This window comes from Acidovorax lacteus (assembly GCF_039540375.1).
Lineage (GTDB): Bacteria > Pseudomonadota > Gammaproteobacteria > Burkholderiales > Burkholderiaceae_C > Acidovorax_G > Acidovorax_G lacteus.
This window is the reverse complement of sequence record NZ_BAABEX010000007.1, coordinates 96,272-118,071: the sequence shown is the minus strand read 5'-3', so window position 1 is coordinate 118,071 and position 21,800 is coordinate 96,272. Positions and strand designations below refer to the sequence as shown.

21 protein-coding genes are annotated in these 21,800 nt (G+C 65.4%); 4 read left to right on the top strand and 17 right to left on the bottom strand.

Features of this window, described 5'->3' with window-relative positions:
• Nucleotides 1-49: 49 nt before the first annotated feature.
• From ABD866_RS04015 to rpsB, 16 genes are all read right to left on the bottom strand, one after another.
• The gene (locus tag ABD866_RS04015; protein WP_345061383.1) at nt 50-823 is read right to left on the bottom strand and encodes a TrmH family RNA methyltransferase; all 774 of its coding nucleotides are present in this window, start codon (nt 821-823) and stop codon (nt 50-52) included.
• Between the two features lie 4 nt (nt 824-827).
• Nucleotides 828-1,466 (bottom strand): ribonuclease HII, encoded by a 639-nt coding sequence (gene rnhB / locus ABD866_RS04010; RefSeq protein ID WP_345061381.1) that lies wholly within the window; start codon nt 1,464-1,466, stop codon nt 828-830.
• The gene (gene lpxB / locus ABD866_RS04005; protein ID WP_345061379.1) at nt 1,435-2,601 is read right to left on the bottom strand and encodes a lipid-A-disaccharide synthase; all 1,167 of its coding nucleotides are present in this window, start codon (nt 2,599-2,601) and stop codon (nt 1,435-1,437) included. Before lpxB ends, rnhB begins: the two co-directional genes overlap by 32 nt.
• 7 nt (nt 2,602-2,608) lie before the next feature.
• The gene (lpxA, locus tag ABD866_RS04000; protein ID WP_345061377.1) at nt 2,609-3,397 is read right to left on the bottom strand and encodes an acyl-ACP--UDP-N-acetylglucosamine O-acyltransferase; all 789 of its coding nucleotides are present in this window, start codon (nt 3,395-3,397) and stop codon (nt 2,609-2,611) included.
• Nucleotides 3,398-3,412: 15 nt separating this feature from the next.
• Nucleotides 3,413-3,853: a 3-hydroxyacyl-ACP dehydratase FabZ gene (fabZ, locus tag ABD866_RS03995; protein ID WP_345061375.1), complete on the bottom strand. Its 441-nt coding sequence runs from the start codon at nt 3,851-3,853 to the stop codon at nt 3,413-3,415.
• 7 nt (nt 3,854-3,860) lie between these two features.
• Nucleotides 3,861-4,856 (bottom strand): UDP-3-O-(3-hydroxymyristoyl)glucosamine N-acyltransferase, encoded by a 996-nt coding sequence (lpxD, locus tag ABD866_RS03990; RefSeq protein WP_345061373.1) that lies wholly within the window; start codon nt 4,854-4,856, stop codon nt 3,861-3,863.
• Nucleotides 4,857-4,880: 24 nt separating this feature from the next.
• Nucleotides 4,881-5,399 carry an OmpH/Skp family outer membrane protein gene (locus tag ABD866_RS03985; protein ID WP_345061371.1) on the bottom strand — a complete coding sequence of 173 codons (519 nt, stop codon included), beginning with the start codon at nt 5,397-5,399 and terminating at the stop codon, nt 4,881-4,883.
• Nucleotides 5,399-7,696, bottom strand: coding sequence for an outer membrane protein assembly factor BamA (bamA, locus tag ABD866_RS03980; protein ID WP_345061369.1), 2,298 nt, complete (start codon nt 7,694-7,696; stop codon nt 5,399-5,401). Before bamA ends, ABD866_RS03985 begins: the two co-directional genes overlap by 1 nt.
• Before the next feature lie 42 nt (nt 7,697-7,738).
• Nucleotides 7,739-9,103, bottom strand: a complete 1,365-nt coding sequence (gene rseP / locus ABD866_RS03975) for an RIP metalloprotease RseP (protein WP_345061367.1) — start codon at nt 9,101-9,103, stop codon at nt 7,739-7,741.
• Between the two features lie 12 nt (nt 9,104-9,115).
• The gene (gene ispC / locus ABD866_RS03970) at nt 9,116-10,324 is read right to left on the bottom strand and encodes a 1-deoxy-D-xylulose-5-phosphate reductoisomerase (RefSeq protein ID WP_345061365.1); all 1,209 of its coding nucleotides are present in this window, start codon (nt 10,322-10,324) and stop codon (nt 9,116-9,118) included.
• Nucleotides 10,321-11,175, bottom strand: coding sequence for a phosphatidate cytidylyltransferase (locus ABD866_RS03965; protein WP_345061363.1), 855 nt, complete (start codon nt 11,173-11,175; stop codon nt 10,321-10,323). The genes ispC and ABD866_RS03965 overlap by 4 nt, the downstream gene beginning before the upstream one ends.
• A gap of 36 nt (nt 11,176-11,211) precedes the next feature.
• A complete protein-coding gene (gene uppS / locus ABD866_RS03960) occupies nt 11,212-11,958 on the bottom strand; it encodes a polyprenyl diphosphate synthase (RefSeq protein ID WP_345061361.1) in 747 nt (248 codons plus the stop codon).
• Nucleotides 11,958-12,521 (bottom strand): ribosome recycling factor, encoded by a 564-nt coding sequence (gene frr / locus ABD866_RS03955; RefSeq protein WP_345061359.1) that lies wholly within the window; start codon nt 12,519-12,521, stop codon nt 11,958-11,960. Before frr ends, uppS begins: the two co-directional genes overlap by 1 nt.
• Before the next feature lie 64 nt (nt 12,522-12,585).
• Complete coding sequence (pyrH, locus tag ABD866_RS03950; protein WP_345061357.1) at nt 12,586-13,308, bottom strand: UMP kinase; 723 nt, start codon at nt 13,306-13,308, stop codon at nt 12,586-12,588.
• 48 nt (nt 13,309-13,356) lie between these two features.
• Nucleotides 13,357-14,283, bottom strand: a complete 927-nt coding sequence (gene tsf / locus ABD866_RS03945) for a translation elongation factor Ts (protein ID WP_345061355.1) — start codon at nt 14,281-14,283, stop codon at nt 13,357-13,359.
• Nucleotides 14,284-14,388: 105 nt separating this feature from the next.
• Nucleotides 14,389-15,141: a 30S ribosomal protein S2 gene (gene rpsB, locus ABD866_RS03940; protein ID WP_345061353.1), complete on the bottom strand. Its 753-nt coding sequence runs from the start codon at nt 15,139-15,141 to the stop codon at nt 14,389-14,391.
• A 207-nt stretch (nt 15,142-15,348) separates the two neighbouring features.
• Between rpsB and ABD866_RS03935 the strand changes: the two genes are divergently transcribed.
• The 3 genes from ABD866_RS03935 (at nt 15,349) to ABD866_RS03925 (ending at nt 19,791) form a co-directional block, all read left to right on the top strand.
• A complete protein-coding gene (locus ABD866_RS03935) occupies nt 15,349-16,680 on the top strand; it encodes an amidase (RefSeq protein ID WP_345061351.1) in 1,332 nt (443 codons plus the stop codon).
• A 49-nt stretch (nt 16,681-16,729) separates the two neighbouring features.
• Nucleotides 16,730-18,004: an FAD-dependent oxidoreductase gene (locus tag ABD866_RS03930; RefSeq protein WP_345061349.1), complete on the top strand. Its 1,275-nt coding sequence runs from the start codon at nt 16,730-16,732 to the stop codon at nt 18,002-18,004.
• A 272-nt stretch (nt 18,005-18,276) separates the two neighbouring features.
• Nucleotides 18,277-19,791 (top strand): NAD(P)H-hydrate dehydratase, encoded by a 1,515-nt coding sequence (locus ABD866_RS03925; protein ID WP_345061347.1) that lies wholly within the window; start codon nt 18,277-18,279, stop codon nt 19,789-19,791.
• A gap of 84 nt (nt 19,792-19,875) precedes the next feature.
• Here ABD866_RS03925 and ABD866_RS03920 read toward each other — a convergent pair whose 3' ends face one another.
• Nucleotides 19,876-20,622, bottom strand: a complete 747-nt coding sequence (locus ABD866_RS03920) for a helix-turn-helix transcriptional regulator (RefSeq protein ID WP_345061345.1) — start codon at nt 20,620-20,622, stop codon at nt 19,876-19,878.
• 131 nt (nt 20,623-20,753) lie between these two features.
• On the opposite strand from ABD866_RS03920, the gene ABD866_RS03915 reads away from it, so the two are divergent.
• A complete protein-coding gene (locus tag ABD866_RS03915; protein ID WP_345061343.1) occupies nt 20,754-21,725 on the top strand; it encodes an alpha/beta fold hydrolase in 972 nt (323 codons plus the stop codon).
• Nucleotides 21,726-21,800 lie beyond the last annotated feature (75 nt).

The following is a 21,800-nucleotide window of genomic DNA, read 5'->3' as shown; positions in this document are numbered from 1 at the left end:
CGCGCATAGACGGCCCCTGACGGTGCCTCAGCCTATGGCCACAGCGGCCTCAGGCGCGCCTAGCCACGCTGGCGTGCAGGCAAATAGCGGCTGCAGCAGCCACGTTGAGCGACTCCTCGCCACCAGGCTGCGCGATGCGGATGCGATGCTGGGCGCGCTGCATCAGCGCGTCCGACACACCCTGCCCCTCATGCCCCATCACCCAAGCACAGGGCCAGGGCAGTTGCGCGGCATGGACCCAATCGCCCCCATGGGAACTGGTGACGAGCAGCGGCACCTGTAGCACCTGCAAGGCCTCGGCCGTCAGCGACTCCAGGAGCGCCAGGCCGAAGTGCGCACCCATGCCCGCCCGCAGCACCTTGGGTGACCACAGCGCGGCTGTGCCCTGGAGCGCTACCACCTGCCGAAACCCGAAGGCCGCGGCACTGCGCAGCATGGACCCGACATTGCCCGCGTCCTGAACCCGGTCCAGCACCAGCGTCGGAGCGTCTGCCAGCAGGGCCGGGGATGCCGGCAGATCGAGCACATAGCCCATGCGGGCCGGGGATTCCAGCCCGCTCAGATCCCGAAACAGCGCATCGGGCACCACCACCACACGGCGCGCGCGCGCCCATTCGGTTGGCACGGCGGGCCAGAGCGACTCTGCAAAGACGGCAATGGCCGGTTCCCAGCCTCGCTCCAGCGCAGCACGACACAGGTGGTCGCCCTCAACCCAGATGCGCCCTTGCTTGCGGTAGGCTGTACTGTCCTGCGCCAGGCGGCGAAGGTCTTTGACAAGGGGGTTGTCCCGCGACTGGACCACCACCACAGAAGCGTTGTGCATGGGCTCAGCCCTCATGGTTGGAAGACAAGAGGCTGCGGGCCACGGGCGCAAAGCTGCGGCGGTGCAAGGGGGAAGCTCCGTGCTGGCGCAGCGCCTCCAGGTGCATCGCCGTGCCATAGCCCTTGTGGGTGGCAAACCCGTAGGCGGGATACTGCGCATGCACAGACTCGCACCAACGGTCGCGAGTGACTTTGGCCAAGATGGAGGCGGCAGAGATCGCAGCGACCGTCGCATCTCCTCCGACCACCGCATCGCCAGGCACGTCCAGCACCGGCAGCCGGTTGCCGTCGACCAGCACACGGGCCGGGCGCAGACGGAGTCCCTGCACCGCACGCTGCATGGCCAGCAGCGTGGCCCGCAGGATGTTGAGCCGGTCGATCTCTTCCACACTGGCCTCGGCCACGCTGCAGCACAGCGCATGCGCCCGGATCTGGTCGTAGAGGCGCTCGCGCTGCCGGGCCGTCAGCTTTTTCGAGTCGGCAAGGCCTTCAATGGGGCGCAGTTCGTCGAGGATGACCGCAGCGGCCACCACCGGGCCTGCCAAGGGCCCGCGGCCCGCCTCATCCACACCCGCCACCAGCCCCGGCGCGTGCCACGGCAGGCTGGCCTGCTCAGGGGCGCTGGAGCAACGTTTCGATCGCATGGGCCGCCAGGCGCGGTGTGTCGCGCAACAGGGTTTCATGAAGGGCTGTGAAGCGCTGCGCGAGCGCCGTCAGGCGTTCGGGCGCACGGGTCTTGGCCTCCAGCCAGTCGATCGTGGCGGCCGCCAAGGCTTCAGGGCTCGCGCGGTCCTGGATCAACTCGGGCACCACGAAAGACTCGCACAGGATGTTGGGCAGGCCCACCCAAGGCTGCAATTGCTTGCGCCGCATGAGGCGCCAACTCCACGGATGCATGTGGTAGCCGATCACCATCGGCCGCTTGAACAGCGCTGCCTCCAGCGTGGCCGTACCGCTCGCAATCAGGGTGCAGTCGCAGGCGGCGAGCGCCGTATGGGACTGCCCGGTCAGGATCTGGATCCGCCCTGCCAGCCCAAGCTCGGCCGCAATCGCTTCGATGCGTGCCTTGAGCGCTGGAACGGCGGGCACTATGATTTTAATAGCAGGTCGTGCTTGCTGGATAAGCACGACCGCCTCAAAAAAGGGTTTGGTGATGTAGTCGATTTCTTTCGAACGACTGCCCGGGAGCACGGCCAGCACCTCCGCCGCCTCGTCCAGCCCCAGTGCCCTGCGCGCCGCAGCCCGGTCGGGTTGCAGCGGGATCACGCTGGCCAGTGGATGGCCGACGTAGGTCGCGGCAATGCCAGCCCGCTCCAGCAAGGCTGGCTCGAATGGAAACAGACACAGCACATGGTCTGCAGCACGGCGAATGGTCTCGATCCGCTCGGGCCTCCACGCCCAGACGGACGGACACACGAAATGCACCGTGGGCACACCAGCCGCGCGCAACGCGGTCTCCAGACCCAGATTGAAGTCCGGGGCATCGATGCCGATGAACACATCAGGCCGATCTTCAGAGGAAAGTCGCTCGCGCAATTGCGCCCGCATGCGCAACAGGCCCGCCAAGCGCCGCAGTACTTCCAGGCTGTACCCGTGCACCGCCAGCCGCTCGCTGGGCCACCACGCATCGAAGCCCCGGCGCTGCATCTGTGGCCCCCCCACACCGTAGCCGCGCAGCCCTGGCCAGCGGCCTTGCAGACCGTCGATCAGCAAACCCGCCAGGAGATCGCTCGAGGTTTCGCCGGCCACCATGGCCACGCGCGGGGACTGCGCCTGCATGGGCCGATTACCGCGCAATGCCGCGGCGCGACCGATCCAGGAAGTCCAGCACGGCCTGTACGTCCTGTGCGCCGTCCGGGTCTTCGCAGGTCAGCGCCGCAATGGCCTGTTTAGCCGCCTCCAGGGTCAGACCTTGGCGGTACAGCAGACGGTGCATCTGCTTGATGCCGGCCTGGCGTGCGGCTGAGAAGCCGCGGCGTCGCAGACCCTCCAGGTTGAACCCGCGTACCGCCAGCGGATTGCCATCCACCATCATGAAAGGGGGCACGTCTTGCGACACCGCACTGGCAAAGCCCACCATCGCATGGGCGCCCACCTTCACGAACTGGTGAAGGCCTGTGAGGCCACCCACCGTCACCCAATCACCCAGCTCGACATGGCCGCCGAGGGTGGTGTTGTTGGCCAGTGTGGTGTGGTTGCCCACCACGCAGTCGTGCGCAATGTGCGTGTACGCCATGATCCAGTTGTCGTTGCCGACACGGGTGACGGCCTTGTCCTGGACGGTGCCGATGTGCAGGGTGCAGAACTCGCGGATTGTGTTGCGGTCCCCGATGATGAGTTCGCAGGGCTCACCCTTGTACTTTTTGTCCTGGTTTTCCGCCCCCACCGAAGCGAACTGGAAGATCCGGTTGTCCTGCCCAATGGTGGTGTGACCTTCAATGACGCAATGCGGTCCGATCACCGTGCCCGCGCCGATCTTCACGTGCGGGCCAATCACGGCGTAAGGCCCCACCACGACCGTAGGGTCGAGCATGGCACCGCTGGCCACCAGGGCTGTGGGATGGATGTTGCTCACGGTCAGATGAATCCATCAACCCACGCTGCGCATGGTGCACATGAGCTCGGCCTCGCAAGCGACTTCCTCGCCGACGCTGGCAATGCCCTTGAACTTCCAGATACCGCCGCGCACCCGGTCAATGGTGATCGTGAGGATCAACTGATCCCCGGGTTCCACCGGACGCTTGAAACGCGCGCCGTCGATGCCCACGAAGTAGTAGATGTTGTTTTCGTCGGGTACCTTGCCCATGGCATCAAACGCCAGCAAGCCGGCCGCCTGGGCCAAGGCCTCCAGAATCAACACGCCCGGCATGACAGGACGGCCAGGAAAGTGCCCGCCGAAATAAGGCTCGTTGAACGTTACGTTCTTGATCGCCTTGATGCGGGTGTTGCTCTCCAGCTCCACCACCCGATCCACCAGCAAAAAGGGGTACCGGTGCGGAAGCTGCTTGAGAATTGCGTGAATATCCATCATCGAGTCGTCATCCGTTGTTGTTGTGGGCTGCCTTGAGCGCCTGCTCCAGCGCCTTGACGCGGTCACGCAGCCCATGCAGTTGCTTGAGGGTGGCAGCGTTCTTCTCCCAGCGGGCATTGTCATCAATGGGAAACATGCCGGTGTACTGACCCGGACGGTTCAGCGAACGCGTGACCACGGTGGCCGCAGACACATGCACATGATCCGCAAGCTCCAGATGGCCCAGCACGATGGCACCGCCACCCACGGTACAGTGCGCGCCGATGCGGGCGCTGCCCGCAATCCCAACGCACCCAGCCATGGCGGAGTGCGCACCGATGTGCACGTTGTGCCCCACCTGGATCAGGTTGTCGAGTTTCACGCCGTCTTCGATCACCGTGTCTTCAAGGGCCCCTCGGTCGATACACGTGTTCGCACCGATCTCGACGTCGTTGCCAATGCGCACAGCACCCAGTTGCTCGATTTTGACCCAGCGGCCCTGCTCTGGCGCGAAACCAAAACCATCCGCGCCGATGACCACGCCAGAATGCAGGATGCAGCGGTCACCGACCACGCACCTGTCGCCCAGCGTGACGCGGGACGCGAGCACGGTGTCCGCGCCGATGCGTGCGCCGCGCCCCACGACGCAGAGAGGCCCCACCCAAGCGGTAGGGTCCACCTGCGCCTCGGGATCCACCACTGCCGATGGGTGTATACCGCGGGGCTTAACGGGATCATGGTGCTGGCGCCAAAGCTGCGTAGCCTTGGCGAAGTACGCATAGGGGTCTAGAACCACAATGCACGCGCCGCGCGCCTGCGCGGCGGCCTGCAAAGCGGGTGACACGATCACGCAACCCGCTCGGGTGGTTTGCAGCAAGTGCTGGTAGCGCGCGTGGCTGAGAAAGCTCAGATCTCGCGGCCCGGCCTGCTCCAGCGGAGCAATGCGCTCCACCCGTGTTTCGGGCGAAGCCCCGATCAGGGTACCGCCCAAAGCCTGCACGAATGCACCCAGGTGCAGACTCACGCGCTCCCCAATCGAACTGAAGGCTTACTTACCCGACGAGGCGTTCAAGGCCTTGATGACCTTGTCGGTGATGTCGTGCTTGGGATTGATGTACACGGCCTGATCGACGATCAAGTCGTACTTCTCCTGCTCCGCCATGGCCTTAACTGCCTTCGTGGTCCGGTCCAGAAAGGTGCTCATTTCCTCATTGCGACGTACGTTCAGGTCTTCCTGAAACTCACGGCGCTTGCGCTGAAAGTCGCGGTCCTGATCAGACAGTTGGCGTTGACGGGCTGCGCGCTGGCTTTCCGACATCGTCGGCGCCTCGCGTTCAAACTTCTCACCAGCGGCCTTGAGCGAATTTCCAAGGTCGTTCAGTTCTTTTTCCCGACGCGAGAACTCCTGTTCAAGCTTCGCGGATGCCGCCTTGGCGGTATTGGCCTCGCGAAGCACGCGCTCCGTGTTGATGAAACCAATCTTGAATTCTTGGGCATGCGCCACGGAAGCTACACCCGCGACGGCGATAGCGAACGCGAGGGCAATAGGACGGAAAAGAGATTTCATTAGAAGGACGTTCCGATCTGGAATTGAAGTTTCTGGATTTTATCGCCCGCGAACTTGCGCACCGGCTGGGCAAACGCAAGACGCAGCGGCCCGAGCGGCGAGATCCAGCTCAGGCCCAAGCCCACCGAGGCGCGCATGTCGGCAAAGCTGATCTTCTCGTTTTCGCCGTACACATTCCCGACGTCTGCGAAGGTGAAGACTCGAAGCGTGCGGTCATTGCCAGCCCCCGGGAACGGAGCGATCAACTCAGCATTCAGGGTGACCTTCTTGGGCCCGCCCAGCGAGGCACCCGTTACGTCACGTGGGCCGAGGGTTCCCTGGTCGAAGCCCCGCACCGAGCCCAGGCCACCAGAGTAGAAGTTTTTGAACACCGGGAACGGGCGCCCATTCATCCCCTTGCCCAAACCCAACTCCCCGTTGAAAGCCACGGTAAAGCGTTTGTTCAGCGGGATGTACTGCTGGTACTGGTAGTTGGCGCGCACGTAGCGTGCATCGCCCGCAACCGACCATTCGGAGTTCAACCGCTGATAGCGGCCCGAATTGGGCGCCAACGCACTATCGCGGTCATCGCGCGACCAGCCGATGGTCAGGGGGACCGAATTGCTTTTGTAGCCGTAGTTCTCGGCATACGCCAAGTAGGTAGCGGGAATGTTCGTGCCGGGCTTGATCTGGGTCTGCTCCAAGCCACCACCGAAAAACACCGTATCGGTCTCGCTGAACGGCACACCGAAACGCACCGCAGCGCCAGTGGTCACGAGTTGGTAGTTACCGCCCTGGTCCTCGTACGGCTTGTCCGTTCGGTAGTACAGATCCAGCGTTCGCGAAATTCCCTCGGGCGTGAAGTAGGGGTTGGTCGTGCTGAAGACGAACGTACGGCGGTACTTGCTGGTGTTGACATCGACCCCGAGGTAGTTGCCGGAGCCCATAAAGTTCTCCTGCTTGATGCCAAACGAAAAGGCCACCTTCTCGGCACTGGAGAACCCCACCCCCAGTTGCAACGAGCCTGTGGGCTTCTCGGTCACATTGACCACCAAATCCACCTGGTCCGGAGCGCCAGGGACTTCCTGCGTTTCAACATTGACTTCGGTGAAGAAACCCAGACGGTCCACGCGGTCGCGGGACAGACGGATCTTCTCGCTGTCGTACCAAGACGCCTCGAACTGCCGGAACTCGCGGCGAATCACTTCATCGCGAGTGCGGTTGTTGCCGCTGACATTGATACGCCGGACGTAAGCGCGGCGGGACGGCTCGGCCTGTAACACGATCTGTACGCGGTTCGTCTCGCGATCAATCTCTGGTACCGCCTCCACGCGCGCAAAAGCGAATCCGAAACGCCCGAAATACTCAGAGAATGCCTTGGTGGTCTCGGTCACCTGGTCAGCGTTGTACGGCTCGCCGGGTCGGATGGCCACGAGCGGCTTGAACTCGTCTTCGCGCTCCAGATAGTTACCTTCCAACTTCACCCCAGACACCACAAAACGCTCACCCTCGGTCACGTTGACGGTGATCGAGATGTCTTTCTTGTCCGGCGAAATGGCCACCTGGGTGGAGTCGATACGAAACTCCACGAAACCGCGCTGCAGATAGTACGAGCGCAGCGTTTCAAGGTCCGCGTTGAGCTTGGCGCGAGAGTACCGGTCGGACTTCGTGTACCAGCTTAGCCAACCTCCCGTGTTCTGATCAAACAGGCCCTTGAGCGTCGATTCGCTGAAGCTCTTGTTGCCCACGATGCGGATGTCTTTGATCCGAGCCGGCTCGCCCTCGGTCACTGTAAAGGTCAGGTTGACGCGGTTGCGCTCGATCGGTGTGACCGTGGTCACAACCTCAGCACCGTAAAGGCTGCGATTGATGTACTGGCGCTTGAGCTCCTGCTCGGCCCGGTCGGCAAGCGCCTTGTCGTAAGGCCGCCCTTCGGTCAGACCCACGTCGCGCATGGCTTTCTTGAGGGCATCCTTGTCGAATTCGCGCGTACCCGCGAAGTCAACATCCGCTACCGTGGGCCGCTCCTCGACCACCACCACCAGCACATTGCCGTCGGCTTCCAGCCGCACATCCTTGAAAAGACCCAACGCAAACAGCGCACGAATGGCCGCCGCGCCCTTGTCATCGTTGTAGTCATCCCCGACACGCAGCGGGATCGAAGCGAACACCGTACCAGGCTCTACCCGCTGCAGACCTTCGACGCGGATGTCGCGCACCTTGAAAGGCTCCAGGGCCCAAGCAGCCTGCGCAACGAACAGCATGGCCGCCACTGCCGACGCAGTACGTGCCCCCAGGCAGTAAAAGTGTTTCTTCATGAGTGAACGGTACCGAGCCCCGGGGCGGGGTCGGCAGCAAAGTTAGCCCAGTAGCCGGGTAATGTCGTTGAACAGCGCGATAGACATCATGAGCAGAAGCACCGCCACCCCACCACGCTGCAGGCGTTCCATCCAGGCATCAGAGACGCCCTTGCCGGTCACACCCTCCCAAAGATAATACATCAGGTGCCCGCCATCGAGCACCGGCAGCGGCAACAGGTTCAGCACCCCCAAACTGACGCTGATCAAGGCCAGAAACATGAGGTACTGCGTCCATCCGAGCGCAGCCGAACGCCCCGCGTAGTCGGCAATGGTCAGAGGCCCGCTGAGGTTCTTCAGGGATGCCTCGCCAATCACCATGCGCCCCATCATGCGAAGCGTCAGCACCGACACTTCCCAGGTACGCACCGCACCTTTCCACAGGCTCTCGATTGGACCGTAATCCACGGTGACCATCTCGGGCACCGCCCCGACATATGCACCAATCCTGCCCAGGCTGCGCCCGCCCTCCTCTACACGGTCCGGTTGCACCTGCAGCACCGCCCTCTGTCCGTTCCGCTCGATCTCCCAAGCTTCAGATTTTGGCACCTGCGATTCACCACTCCGCCGAATCCATTCGCGTAGCTGCTGACCGTCCTCAATCGCCACGGCACCCACCTTGCGAATCACATCACCCGCACGCAGGCCAGCTCTCTCGGCCGCTCCCCCTGGCGCGATCTCACCCATCACCGGCTCTGTCCACGGCCCAGTGATCCCGATGCGCCGAAAAAGCTGAGCATCGGCCTCGCGGACATCAAAATCTGAAAGGTCCAGCAACACCTCGCGCCGCGGGGCACCTGGCGCGGGCTCGACCTCCAAGCGTACTGCCTGGCGCTCCAGCGCCCCCCTTGTCAGCTCCCACCGCAAACCCTCAAACGAGCGGACGGGCTCCCACTCGTCATCCCCCAAAGCCACCTGATGCACCAGCTCACCGCCACGCAGACCCGCGCTGGCAGCTACCGAGCCGACCGTAGGACTGGCCAAAAGCGCCTTGGGCTCCTGGATGCCGATCCAGTTCACCAGCCCATACAACGCCACTGCCAACGCCAGGTTGGCCAACGGCCCCGCCGCCACGATCGCAGCCCGAGCACGCAGCGGTTGCCGATTGAAGGCGAGATGGCGCTCGTGCGGCTCCACTGGTGCTTCGCGCTCGTCCAGCATGCGCACGTATCCACCCAAGGGAAAAGCGCCCAGCACGAACTCCGTCGGGGAGCCAGGCCGCTGATAGCGCCAGATCGGCGTACCAAACCCGACCGAGAACCGCAGCACCTTGACGCCGCAGGCCACCGCCACACGGTAATGGCCATATTCGTGGATGGCGATCAGCACTCCCAGCGCTGTAACGAAGGCGATCACGGTCAACAGCATGCCAACTCCTTGCTAGCAGGACACCCGCTCCGAGCTGGCGCAACGACGCACCTGCTCCCACGCCACCCGGCGCGCCTGGGCATCGAGATCCAGAAGCGCGGGCAACGAGTCCACCTTGGAGGGCTGCAGTGCTTCCAAAGTTGCAAGATTCACTGCGTGAATCTGATCAAAGCGAAGTCCCCCAGCCAAAAACTGTTCGACCGCGACCTCATTGGCGGCGTTGAGCACCGCGGTGGTTCCTTCGGGGGCTCGCAGAGCCTGCCAGGCCAGCGACAAGCCCGGGTACCGCTCGGGGTGCCGATGGTCGCTGATCGCTTCGAAGGTCATCGCCGAAAGGGCATGAAAGTCCAAGGGATTGGCACCCGATGCGATCCGCTCAGGCCAGGCCAGGCCGTAAGCAATGGGCACCCGCATGTCGGGCGTGCCCAACTGGGCCACGACCGAAGTGTCGCGGTACTGCACCATCGAATGCACGATGCTTTGCGGATGGATCACAACGTCCAGTTGCTCTGGTCCAACGCCGAACAGATACCGCGCCTCGATGACCTCAAGCGCCTTATTCATCATGGTCGCAGAATCGACCGAAATCTTGCGCCCCATGCTCCAGTTGGGATGCGCACAGGCCTGCGCCGGAGTCACATCGCGCAGGGTTTCTGGCGATCGAGTACGAAAAGGTCCACCAGACGCCGTGAGGATGATCTTCTCCACACGGTTGGGCCAGGTGGCTGGGTCTTCAGGCAGCGACTGGAAGATGGCGGAATGCTCACTGTCGATGGGCAACAGCGTGGCTCCTGAGGCGCGCACGGTGCGCATGAATAAATCGCCTCCGACAACCAACGCCTCCTTGTTGGCCAGCAGCAAACGTTTGCCCGCACGTGCGGCTGCGAGGCTGGGGGCAAGGCCTGCCGCACCGACGATGGCCGCCATCACCATATCGACCTCATCGTGGGCCGAAATCCACTCCAGCGCATCTGGACGATCCACGACCTCTGTGGGCAAACCCTCGGCCGCAATCCGCTCACGAAGAGCCCGGGCATGTACCGCACTGGCCATGACAGCGTAGCGAGGCCTGAAGCGAGCGCACTGCGACAGCATCGCGTCGACCTGGGTCGAAGCGCTCAGGGCGAACACCGCATAGCGATCGGGGTGGCGTGCCACCACATCCAGCGTGTTGGTTCCGATGGAACCGGTAGAACCCAGAACGGTGATCGTGTGTGTCATCGTGTCGTCCAGGAACTGAGCATCATGGCCAGGGGCAAAGCGGGCAAAAGCGCATCGACGCGATCCAGCACTCCGCCGTGCCCGGGCAGCAGACCGCTGCTGTCCTTGACACCCGCGCTGCGCTTGATGAGGGACTCCACCAGATCACCTACAACGCTCATGGCCACGAGAAAAACCGTACCAAGCGCCAGTATCCACCACCCAGCAGATGCCATGCGTGTGTACAGGCTGGGCACGGAGGCAGCCCATCGGCTGTCTGCATAGACCCAGACTACGGCCATCAAACAGACGCCAAGCAGCGCGCCCCAGACGCCCTCCCAACTTTTGCCTGGACTGATGGATGGTGCCAGCCGACCCTGGGTGAACTTCAGTCCAAATGCGCGACCTGCGAAATATGCACAGATGTCCGCCGCCCAGACCAGCAGCAGTGTCGAGAGCAGAAAGTTGATGCCGATCAGCCGAGCCTGTACCGCAGCCAGCCATGCGAGCCAGAGCACTGCGACACCCAAGATGAGACGCAACATGAGCGGCCAACGAGGCCAGCCCGCGACACCGCTGCGCAGCAGCGAGGCAGAGGCCAGCACCCAAGCGGCCCCTCCCAGCAGCCAGGCCACCGACCAGTCGAGATGCAGCCCTCCCAGCAGCCACGTCGCGCCGCACAACACCGTGCAGACGCCTCCCAACAACACACTGGGACCAGCACCTAGTCCGTTCAGCCGCCCCCATTCCCAAGCAGCCGCGGCCATGAGCACCAGCACGACGGCCGCGAACGGCACGGTGGAGGGATAGAAAAGGGCCGGCAGCAGAATGGCCAGCAGGACCAGTGCCGTGATGACGCGCTGACGTAGCATGCAGGCCTCCTCGGGGCGAACTCAGATAGGGGGCGCTCAGGACCCCGCCTCGGTGGCCTGTTCGCTCTGGATTTGTTCGGACGTTTTTCCGAAGCGTCGCTCGCGGCGCGCAAAAGCGTTGATCGCTTCATCGAGAGCCGCTTCGTCGAAATCAGGCCAAAGCCGATCACTGAAGTACAACTCGGAGTATGCGATCTGCCAGAGCAAAAAGTTGCTGATGCGCATCTCTCCGCCCGTGCGGATCAGCAGATCGGGGTCGGGCACATGCGACATGCCCATGGCCGAATGCAAACCGTCTTCCGTAATCGGCAGACCCTGCTCGGCCAGACGCGCTGCGGCCTGCGCAATATCCCAACGGCCTCCGTAGTTGAAGCACACGTTCAACACAAGGCGCTGGTTGTGCCGCGTGTCGCGTTCCGCCTGCGACAAACCTTCCACCACCTTCACGGACAGGCCTTCTCTGGAGCCGACGAAGTGCAACTGGACCCCATCGTCTCGCAGCCTTGGCACCTCACGCACCAAAGCACCAGCCAAGAGCTCCATCAGGCCAGACACTTCTTCGGTCGGGCGGTTCCAGTTCTCCGAGGAGAACGCGAACACCGTGAGCACCCGCACGCCGCGCTCCACGCACGCCCGCACGCAGCGCCGCAGCGACTCCACTCCTTGCCGATGCCCGGCCAGACGCGGCATGAAACGCCGGGTGGCCCAACGGCCGTTACCATCCATCACGATGGCCACATGGTGGGGAACGGCCCCACCGGGGCCGCCGTCTGGTCGGTGCATCACACCGCCATGATGTCTTGTTCTTTGGCCGCTACCAGGGTGTCGATTTCGGCGATGTGCTTGTCGGTGAACTTCTGCACATCGGCCTCCGCGCGCTTCTGGTCGTCTTCCGATGCAAGTTTGTCTTTCACCAGCTTCTTGATCGCATCATTCGCGTCACGACGCAAGTTGCGCACGGCAATCTTGGCACTCTCGCCTTCGTTGCGGGCCAGCTTGGTCATCTCTTTGCGACGCTCCTCGCTCATCGGAGGCATCGGCACGCGAATCAGATCGCCCATCGATGCCGGGTTCAGGCCCAGATCGCTTTCCCGGATCGCCTTTTCGATCTTGGAGCCCATGCCCTTTTCCCAGGGCTGCACGCTGATCGTGCGAGCATCCAGCAGCGCCACGTTGGCCACTTGGCTCAGCGGGACCATCGAACCGTAGTACTCAACCTGCACCGCGTCCAGCAGAGCAGGGTTGGCACGACCGGTGCGGATCTTCTGCAGATTGTTCTTGAACGCCGCGATGGATTGGTCCATCTTGGATTCGGCATTCTTCTTGATGTCGGCAATCGTCGTCATGTTCTCTCCTCAGAGCGGAATCAGGGACCGAAATGCGGTGCGCCAGGGGGCGGCAAGGAACGCGTCAGGCGTACACCAGCGTGCCCTCGTCCTCACCCATGACCACACGCTTGAGCGCGCCATGCTTGATGATGGAGAACACGCGCACCGGCAGTCGCTGGTCGCGGCACAGAGCAAAGGCCGTGGCATCCATGATGCCCAGATTGCGGGACATGGCCTCGTCAAAACTGAGCTTGGAATAGCGGGTGGCCGTCGGGTCCTTGTGCGGATCGGCGGTGTACACACCATCCACCTTGGTGGCCTTGAGCACCACTTCGGCACCGATCTCCGCACCGCGCAAGGCAGCGGCCGTGTCGGTCGTGAAAAACGGGTTGCCGGTGCCAGCAGCGAACACGACCACCTTGCCCTCCTCCAGGTACTGCAGCGCCTTGGGACGGACGTAAGGCTCCACCACCTGCTCGATGGCAATGGCCGACATCACGCGGGCCGTCAGACCCTGCTTGTCCATGGCGTCAGCCAGGGCCAACGCGTTCATCACCGTGGCCAGCATGCCCATGTAGTCGGCCGTGGCACGGTCCATGCCCACCGAACCACCCGCCACACCGCGGAAGATGTTGCCACCACCGATGACCACGGCGACCTGCGCACCCAGACGCGTGACTTCGGCGATCTCCTCCACCATGCGCACGATCGTGGCACGGTTGATGCCGAACGCATCGTCGCCCATGAGGGCCTCACCAGACAACTTGAGCAGGATGCGCTTGTGGGCTGGAGAGACTGGGGTCATGGGCGGTTCCTTTGCGTGCGTTGGAGGAGAACTGGGGGTGATGAAGGCTTAGGCGGCAGCCTTGGCCGCTGCCACCTGGGCAGCCACTTCGGCCGCGAAGTCGTCGACCTTCTTCTCGATGCCTTCGCCCACCACGTACAGCGTGAAGCCCTTGACGGTGGTGTTGGCCGCCTTGAGCATCTGGGCCACGGTCTGCTTGCCGTCAGCTGCCTTCACGAAGACCTGGTCGGCCAGGGAGACTTCCTTGAGGTACTTCTGCACGGCACCTTCGATGCGCTTGGCCACGATATCGGCACTCTGTGCGGGCTTGCCAGCCGCCACGAGTTCCTTGTTGGCCTCGTCGGCCTTGCCTTCGGCGACTGCACGCTCCTTGGCGATCAGGTCCGCAGGCACATCGGCGCTGGTCAGGGCCACGGGCTTCATGGCAGCCACGTGCATGGCAACGTCCTTGGCAGCCACTTCGTCACCTTCGAACTCCACGACCACACCGATGCGCGAGCCGTGCAGGTACGAGGCCAGCTTGGAGCCCGAGAAATACTTGAAGCGGCGGAACGACATGTTCTCGCCGATCTTGCCGATCAGGCCCTTGCGGACGTCTTCCAGGGTGGGACCGAAGCCGTCTTGTTCGTAGGCCAGCGCGCCCAAAGCTTCCAGGCTGGCGGGGTTGTGCTTGGCCACGAGTTCGGCAGCAGCCTTGGCCATGGCCACAAAGCTGTCGTTCTTGCTCACGAAGTCGGTTTCGCTGTTGACTTCGATCAGTGCGCCCGTGTTGCCATTGATGAAGCTGGCGACCACGCCTTCGGCGGTGATGCGCGATGCAGCCTTGCCAGCCTTGGTGCCGAGCTTGACGCGCAGCAGCTCTTCGGCCTTGGCCATGTCGCCGTCGGCTTCTGCCAGGGCCTTCTTGCATTCCATCATGGGGGCATCGGTCTTGCCACGCAGTTCGGCGACCATGCTTGCGGTGATTGCGGCCATCTTCTTCTCTCCGGTGTATTCAGTTCGTTACAAGATTCGGACTAAAAAAAAGGGGGCTGTCTGGAGCCCCGCTTTCGTACGCGACAAGTCGCGGAGCCAAGCCGCTTAGGCTGCGGACTCTTCCACTTCGACGAATTCGTCGCCGCTCTCGGCCGACACGGCCTTGACCACGTCGTTCACCGCGTTGGCGCGGCCTTCGATGATGGCGTCGGCAATGCCACGGGCGTACAGCGCCACAGCCTTGGCCGAGTCATCGTTGCCGGGGATCACGTAGTCGATGCCTTCGGGCGAGTGGTTGGAGTCCACCACACCGATCAGCGGAATGCCCAGCTTCTTGGCTTCGGCCACAGCGATCTTGTGGAAACCGACGTCGATGATGAAGATCGCATCGGGCAGCGTGTTCATGTCCTGGATGCCGCCGATGTCCTTTTCGAGCTTCTCGATCTCACGCATGAACGTCAGCTGCTCTTTCTTGCTCATGGAGTCGAGGCCGGCTTCCGCCTGGGCCTTCATGTCCTTGAGGCGCTTGATCGAGGTCTTGACCGTCTTGAAGTTGGTCAGCATGCCGCCCAGCCAGCGCTGGTCCACGTACGGCACACCGGCGCGCTGCGCTTCGGTGGCGAGGATTTCGCGCGCCTGGCGCTTGGTGCCCACCATCAGGATCGTGCCGCGGTTCGCTGCGAGTTGCTTGGCGAACTTCTGGGCTTCCTGGAACATCGGCAGCGACTTTTCCAGGTTGATGATGTGAATCTTGTTGCGATGGCCGAAGATGAAGGGGGCCATCTTGGGGTTCCAGAAGCGGGTTTGGTGGCCAAAATGGACACCGGCTTCCAGCATTTCGCGCATCGTGACGGACATAGAGGTACTCCGAAGGTTGGGTCTAAAATCAGCCCCGATCACCGCGCCGTGTGCAAAAGGCTTTGCCACCGCGCAGCACCTTGACAGGGCTGTTTGCGATTGAATTGCCGTGGTGACACCTGCTGCCCCACCGCTGCCCTGCCGGGCCACCGCGTTGGAACAACCGCTGGCCACCTGCCAGCAAAACCCGAAGATTCTAGCACACCGATGCACCACGACCTGACCGCGCTGCGCTCCTTGGTGCGCAGCGGCGCCGCCTCTGGGAGGCAGGCTGTCGAACAAAGCCTCGAGCGTGCCCAGGACCCGCGCTTTGCCCCCGCCTTTACCCGGCTGATGGCCGACAGCGCCCGCGCCGAGGCCGAGCGCCCTGGCCTGGCCGCCCGCCCCCTGGCGGGTCTGCCCGTGTCGGTGAAAGACCTGTTCGACGTGGCCGGCCTGCCCACCTGCGCCGGCTCGGTGGTGCTGGCGGATGCAGCCCCTGCGACCAGCGACGCCCCCGCCGTGGCACGCCTGCGCCAGGCAGGCGGGGTACTGCTGGGCACCACACACATGGTGGAGTTTGCGTTTTCCGGCGTCGGCACCAATCCGCACGGGCCGGCCGCCGTGGCGTGGGATGGTCGCTACGGGGCCATTCCGGGCGCGCCGCGGGTGCCGGGCGGCTCGTCCAGTGGCGCCGCCGTTTCGGTCGCCTGTGGTGCGGCCTGGATCGGGCTGGGCTCGGACACCGGCGGCTCCATCCGCATTCCGGCCGCGCTCACCGGGGTGGTGGGCTTCAAGAGCACCGCACGCCTGGTACCCACGGCCGGGGCCATCCCGCTGTCCACCACGCTCGACACCGCCTGCGCCATCACCCGCACGGTGCGCGACGCCGTGCTGGCACACGAAATTCTGGCCCAGCGCAGCGTCACACCCAGCCCTGCCCCTCTGTCGGCCTGGCGTCTGGCGGTGCCGCGCACCGTGATGCTCGACGGACTCGACACCCATGTGGCACGGGTGTTCGATCGCACCGTGGCACGCCTGCAAGCGGCCGGCGCACGCATTGACACCATCGACCTGCCGCTGCTGGCACACCAACCGGCCTATGGCTTCTCGGCCCCAGAGGCCTACGCCTGGCACCGCGATCTGATCGCCCGCGCAGGCGATCGCTACGACCCTCGTGTGCGCCAGCGCATCCTCAAGGGCGCAGAGCTGAGCGCGGCCGACTACATAGCCCTGCAGCGTGAGCGCGCCGCCTGGATCGCTGGCATGGAACGCGCCATGCAGGGCTACGACGCCCTGCTCTCGCCCACCGTGCCCATCGTCGCGCCATTGCTGGCAGACGTGGCGCCTGGCGAAGCGCGCGACGCCGCCTTTTTTGCCGCCAATGCCCAACTGCTGCGCAACACCAGCGCGGTCAACCTGCTGGACGGCTGCGCACTTTCATTGCCCTGCCACGCCGCCGGGGAACTCCCCGTGGGGCTGATGGTCTGGCATGCTGCACTGCACGATGATGCGGTGTTGGCCGTGTCGGGCCGCATTGAAGAAGTACTACAAAAATAATAGCTGCTCGTGCTTGATTGATAAGCACGAGCAGCCGATTTGACCCCCTATGAAGATTGCCATTGTGGGCGCCGGTATCGTCGGCGTTGCCACCGCGTATGAGTTGGCCCATGACGGCCACGAGGTCACCGTATTCGACCGGCACACCGCTGCGGCAGAAGGCGCGAGCTTTGCGCCCGCCGGGCTGATGGGTCCGGGGCTGCTGCACGACTGGAGCCATCCATCCCTGACGCAGCCCGGCCAGTGGCTGGGCCTGTGGGCGCAGGTGCGCGGACGCCAGAGCTTGCCAGATTGGCTCTGGCGGCGTCAGTGGCGTCGCCACGCCCAGCAAGGCACGTCACCGGTGCGCGCCATCGAGGCGCTGGCACGCTTTGGGCGCGAGCGCCTGGAGGCGCTGACCCTGCGCCACGGCCTCGAGCTAGAGGCCGCAACCGGTCGCCTGCTATTGCTGCGCACCGAAGCCGAGCTGCGCCGCTGGGAGCCCGTGCTGCAGCAGCTGCGCGACAGCGGCGTGGTCGTTCGGCAGATCGACGCGGCCACAGCCCGAGAGCGCGAACCCGGCCTGTCGCCCGAAGCTCCGCTGGCGCTGGCCCTGGAACTGCCCGATGCCCTCACCGCCAACTGCCGCCTGGCCGCCCACCAGTTGCGCCAGCACGCGCAGGCCCTGGGGGCCGACTTCCGCTTTCAAACGCAGGTGCTGGCGCTGCAGTCCGGCACGGGCATGCGCCCCCAGTTGCAGCTGCGCGCCGCCCCGACGGCCGGACAGGCGGGCGGCGGTGACAACGCTGCACACCACAGCTTCGAGGCCGATGCCGTGATCGTCTGCGCCGGGGCCGATGCCGCGCACTTGCTGCGCCCGTTGGGCCTGCGCCTGCCGCTGGCCGCAGTGGCCGGCTACACCGTCAGCGCCCCCTTGCGTGAGCCGCTGCACGCCCCGCTGGGCAGTGTGGTCGATGGAGCCGAGCAGCTCAGCATCAGCCGCCTGGGGCAACGCGTACGCATCTCGGGCGGGGCCGAAATGGGCAGCGCACCGGCCGGTCACCACCAACCCACCGTGGCGCGGCTCTACCGCACGCTCAACCACTGGTTTCCGGGCGGCGCGCAGCTGCGCAGCGGCGTGCAGGTGTGGCGAGGGGTGCGCCCGCTGCTGCCCGACGGTGCGCCGGTGATTGCGGCGGGCGGGCCGCCCGGTGTGTGGCTCAACCTCGGGCATGGGGCCAACGGCTGGGCCCTGGCCTGCGGAGCGGCCCGCGGCCTGGCCGACCAGCTGGCCCGGCAGCCGGGCGTGGTGGATCTCACGCCTTTCGCCCTGCGCCGCTTCTAGGGACGTTCTGCATCACCCTCGCGAGGATGCGCGGGTGCGGGTCGGGATGGACCGCAAGGCGCTTTTGACAGCCCATGGCCACGCTATGGGCAAGAAAAGCAAGGCAGCGGACCGCCCGAGGCCGTGACCGCGCAGACCGCAGGGCGCTTTGCAGAGCTTCCCTAGCCGACGCAAAGCGGCCGCTGGCCGGTGCAGGCCCCGGCATAGGGGCAGAGGCAGGCGCAGGGGCACAATCGGCGCTGCTGCACCCGCAGCGCACTGCCCGCCCGCCCATGCAACGCATCACCGCCGACCATCCGCACCCCCTGTTCGACACCGCCGCCACGCGCCGCATCGAAACCGCGGCGGCCGCTGCACTGCCGCCCCATGCGCTGATGCAACGCGCCGGACGGGCCGTGGCGCAGCTCGCCCAGGCGCTGGCGCCCCACGCCCGCCGTATCTGGATCGCCTGCGGCCCGGGCAACAACGGCGGCGACGGGCTCGAAGCCGCTGTGCACCTTCAGCGCAGCGGCTACGCGGTGGCGGTGACCTGGCTCGGCCAGCCCGACCGCTGCCCGCCCGACGCCCGCGCCGCCTGGCAGCGCGCACAGGCGGCCGGCTTGGACAGGAGCACCACGCCGCCTGCAGCCCTGGGGCCGCAAGACCTGTGCATCGACGCCCTGCTGGGCTTGGGCGCATCGTCGGCACCGCAGCCCAACCCGCGCACGCCCGACGCACGACTGCTCGCCTGCCTGCAAGCCTTGCGCCACAGCCCGGCCACGGTGCTGGCGGTAGACCTGCCCAGCGGGCTGGACGCCGACACCGGCCAGTTCGCACCGGGGCTGGAGCCAGAGGCCAGCCCACCGCCCACCGCCGGGCCACGCCACACCCTGAGCCTGCTCACGCTCAAGCCCGGCCTGTTCACCGCCGCGGGACGCGATGCAGCGGGCACGGTCTGGCTGGACGTTCTGGACGCCGCCGCCACTGAAGCACCGAGCGCATGGCTGCAAGGCCCGCCCGCCCCGCAGCACAGGGCGCACGCCAGCCACAAAGGCAGCTACGGCGACGTGGCCATCGTCGGGGGCGAAGGCCTGGCCGCGCGGGGCATGGGCATGACTGGCGCGGCGCTGCTGGCCGCGTCGGCTGCCTTGCACAGCGGTGCGGGCCGGGTCATGGTGTGCCTGATGGACGACGAGCACCCGGCCGCCGCCAGCGCGCTGCCCGAGCTGATGCTGCGGCGCTTTGACGCACTGGCCCTGGCCGAACTCAGTGTGGTGTGCGGCTGCGGGGGCGGCCAGGCCGTGGTGCCGCGGCTGCCCGCCGTGCTGGCACGGTCTGCGCGCCTGGTGCTGGACGCAGACGCCCTCAACGCGGTGGCGGCCGATGCCGCGCTGCAGTCGCTGCTGACGGCGCGCGCCGCACAGGGCCTGCCGACCGTGATCACCCCCCACCCGCTGGAAGCCGCCCGGCTGCTGGGCACCACCACAGCCGTGGTGCAGGCCGACCGTCTGGCCGCGGCCCGCGCACTGGCCTTGCGCTTTGGCTGCGTGGTGGTGCTCAAAGGCTCGGGCACCGTGGTGGCCGCGCCCGATGGCGCTGCAAGCCTCAACCCCACAGGCAATGCGCTGCTGGCCACCGGGGGCACGGGCGATGTGTTGGCGGGCATGGTCGGTGCAGGCCTGGCCCGGGGGCTTGGGGCGATGGCGGCGGCGCGAGCGGCCGTGTACCGCCACGGTCTTGCGGCCGACGTCTGGCCCGCAGGCGCACCGCTGACCGCCGGTGCCCTGGCCCGGCGGGTGGGCGGCTGAGAGGGCGCGCCGCCCTGCCCACGTGCCGCGCACGCCGCACCAGCCCCAAGCCGTGACAGCGCACGGCGCCCCATCGCCTGCCCGTCAGCGCAGCAAGGTCACGCTGCGCAAGGGGCGGGTGATGCTGGACGGCGTCATGCCAAAGGTCTGCCGAAACATGCGGCTGAAGTGCGCCGAATCAGCGAAGTCACCGTGCAGCGCGGCGTCGGTCAGCCGGGGGCTGAGCGCGAGCCCCGCCATGGCCAGCCGCACCTGCGACCAGACCCGGTAGCTGCGCAGGCTGACGCCCATTTCGGCGCGAAACAAGTGGTTGAAGCGCGAGGCTGAGAGGTGCACGCCAGCCGCCAGATCGCCACGCCCCATGCGCGCCGCCTGCGGCTGGCGGAGTGCCTGCAGGCTGCGGGCCACCCGCGCGTCCAGCGGCGGCACCGCATCGGGCACCCCGCACTGAAGCAGGCGGGGCAGATCGAAGCTGTGCAAGGCGGTTTCGGTGGCGCTGCGTGAGACGACGGGCCTGGCCATGTCCAGCATCACGCCGCCGGCCGACGCGAGCACGGTGCGCAGCGCGCGTGCCTCGGGCGCGTCGGGTTCCAGGTACACCAGCGCCACCCGCTCACCACAGGGGTCGAACAGGTGCCAGACCCCGGCGTCCACCAACGCGCTGTGGCAGTGCTCGAACTGCCCGGGCGCACGGTGCAGGGCAAAGCGCCCGGACAAGCCCAGCAACAGCACCGGCGCGGCATGGCAATGCCAGCCCGACGCAGGCATCTCGCCCATGTACAGGGAGCGATCGACCCCCATGGTGAGGGCATTGCCGCGCAACGGGCTCATCTCAGCCCAAACCTGCAAGCCAGCGGCGGCCCGCATCCGTAGGCTTGCCGGGTTTGCAGCGCACAGCACGCGCTGAAACCGTCTGGGGGCCGCAGCCCCTGATTCGATCCCTCTTTCCTGGAGACCCTTGCGTGAAACGCATCGCCTTTTTCCTTGTGACCCTGGTGGCGCTGGGTATCACCAGCGTCTGGTACGGCATGCCCTATGCGGTCGCACCGTATCTGTTGCAATTCAACCGCAGCCTGTCGGGCTTGGAAGCCCAGCAGGTGGTGGCCGCCGCGCACACCATCCATTACCTCGACTCTGCGCCAGACACACCCGACTCGCAGGCGCCCGACACCCTGCCGGTGGTGCTGCTGCACGGCATATTCGCCGAAAAAGACCACTGGGTGGACTTTGCCCGCACACTGCCGGGGCAGGTCCGCGTGCTGGCACCAGACATTCCAGGCTTTGGCGAAAGCACGCGGCTGGACCGCGCACCCTACGACTATGCGGCCCACACCGAACGCCTGGCCGCGTGGATGGACGCGCTGGGCCTGGAGCGCGTGCACCTAGCCGGCAATTCGATGGGCGGCACCGTCGCCGCGTTGTTCGCCCTGCAGCATCCGCAGCGTGTGGCGAGCGTGGCCTTCATCGGTGCGCCGCATGGCGTGCGCTCCCCCCAACCCAGCCCCATGGACCAGCAGATCGACGCTGGCCAGCGCCCGCTGGTGGCGCAGGACGCAGCAGCCTTCGAGGCCATGATGAACCTGGTCTTCGAGCAGCGGCCATTGCTACCCTACCCCATCCTGCATGTCAGCCGCGAGACGGCCGTGGGCAACGCTGCGTCCAACGCACGGCTGTGGGACGCACAGCTCAAAGACCGCTTCCTGCTGCAAGAACGCCTGCAGGCCGCGGGCGGCTTGCCGGTGCCCACACTGGTGTTGTGGGGAGCGCAGGACCGGGTATTCGATGTGTCCGGGCTGCCTGTGCTGCAGGGTCTGCTGCGCCAAGGCCATGCGCAGCGCCTCGAAGGCATCGGCCATTTGCCGATGATGGAAGACCCCAAGGGCACGGCTTGGCGCTACACCCAGTTCCTGACCACCTTGCAGAAATCGCCTTAGAAGGACTGCTTGTGCTTATAAAACAAGCACAAGCAGCTATCGAAATCATAGCAAATGACCGCACAACCGCCTGCG